Source organism: Thauera phenylacetica B4P, from assembly GCF_000310225.1.
In the GTDB taxonomy this organism is placed as follows: domain Bacteria; phylum Pseudomonadota; class Gammaproteobacteria; order Burkholderiales; family Rhodocyclaceae; genus Thauera; species Thauera phenylacetica.
On the sequence record NZ_AMXF01000463.1, the window covers coordinates 1 to 1,298 of the forward strand.

Here is a 1,298-nt window from a genome sequence, read left to right on the forward strand (position 1 = left end):
TCGCCGCCGAGCGCGGCGAGGCGCCCGAGCACGTCCGTCCAGTTGTGGCGGCCGTCGGCCTCGAGCGCGAGGTGGACGCGCGGCTTGTCGAGCGCGAGCTCGTGCAGGACGATGCCCTTGCGCAGCAGCGACTCGAGCTCGAGGTTGGCGCGCAGCGACTCGAAACCGAGCGCCTCGGCGCTGCCGTCGGCCTCCATGATGCGCAGCCCGCCCACCTCGGCGGTGAGGCTGAAGGGGTTGATCAGCACGCGCTCGACGACGACCTCGCGGCCGAGCGCCTCGCCGAGCAGCTTCTGCGCGTAGTGCCGCGCCACCGGTGGCACGGCGAGGTAGGCGGCGGCCGACAGCGCGAGCAGGATCGCGACCGTCCACAACGTCCGACGCAGCCCCTTGCGCCGGGGCGGCTGCACGGTCGAGTCGGTCGTGGGTTCAGACATGGGAAACTCCATCAGGATGAATTCGTCGCCGGAGCTGCCCGGACATCATGCGCCGCGAGCCCGCATGGCATGCGTCCGGACGCCGGCAAGGCGTTATTTTGCGCCGCTTTGCGACGCCAGGGTGAGGAAGCTGTGCACACGCAACATGGTGAGACGCCTCGCGCATGCGCTCACGCCCCGCCGACGCGCGCGCGCGCCGAAACATGCCCGAGCAGCGGCAGGTAGGCGAACAGCTGCAGCAGGAGCAGCCCGCCGAAGCCGAAGGCGAGCGCGCGCGTGAGCTCCACGCCCATGTCGCGCATGAAATCGAGGCCGATGCCGAAGCCCCACTGCACGGCGAAGGCGCCGGCGAAGGCCATCAGGTTGAGCGCGGTGCTGACGCGGCCGAACAGCGCGGGCGGAAAGGCGCGCGCCGCCGACAGGTAGATCTGCGAGTTGGCCGCGGTGAGCAGGCCGAAGAGCGTCCACAGCAGCAGCACCGGCAGCCCGGACCACAGGATCAGCGCCTGCACCACCAGCATCGCCCCGTAGCCCGCGCGCAGCAGGCTCACCGGCTCGACGCCGGCACGCGCCAGGCGCACGCCGAGGAAGCCGACCGCGAGCTGGCCGGCGAGGTTGCCGAGGTTGAGGGCGACCAGCACCGTGGCCGCACCGGCGAGGTCGAAGCCATTGACGTTCATCACCCAGGGCACCACCCACAGGCTCTGCAGCGCCATGAAGCCGCCGACGAAGAACACCGAGGCCGCGGCATGGCGCAGGAAGGCGGGCGCGGCGAAGATGCCGGCCACCACGCGCAGCGCCGCCGCCACCGAGGCCTCGCCCGCCACCACGGGCGCAGCGGGCAGCGCGCGCAGCACCAGC

General features: G+C 72.1%; 2 protein-coding genes. Both read right to left on the reverse strand.

The window, feature by feature from the left end:
* Positions 1 to 437, reverse strand: a 437-nt coding sequence (locus tag C667_RS23035) for a DUF748 domain-containing protein (RefSeq protein ID WP_039923000.1), incomplete at its 3' end; no start/stop codon positions are given.
* Between the two features lie 170 nt (positions 438 to 607).
* Positions 608 to 1,298, reverse strand: a 691-nt coding sequence (locus tag C667_RS23040) for a hypothetical protein (protein ID WP_039923003.1), incomplete at its 5' end; no start/stop codon positions are given.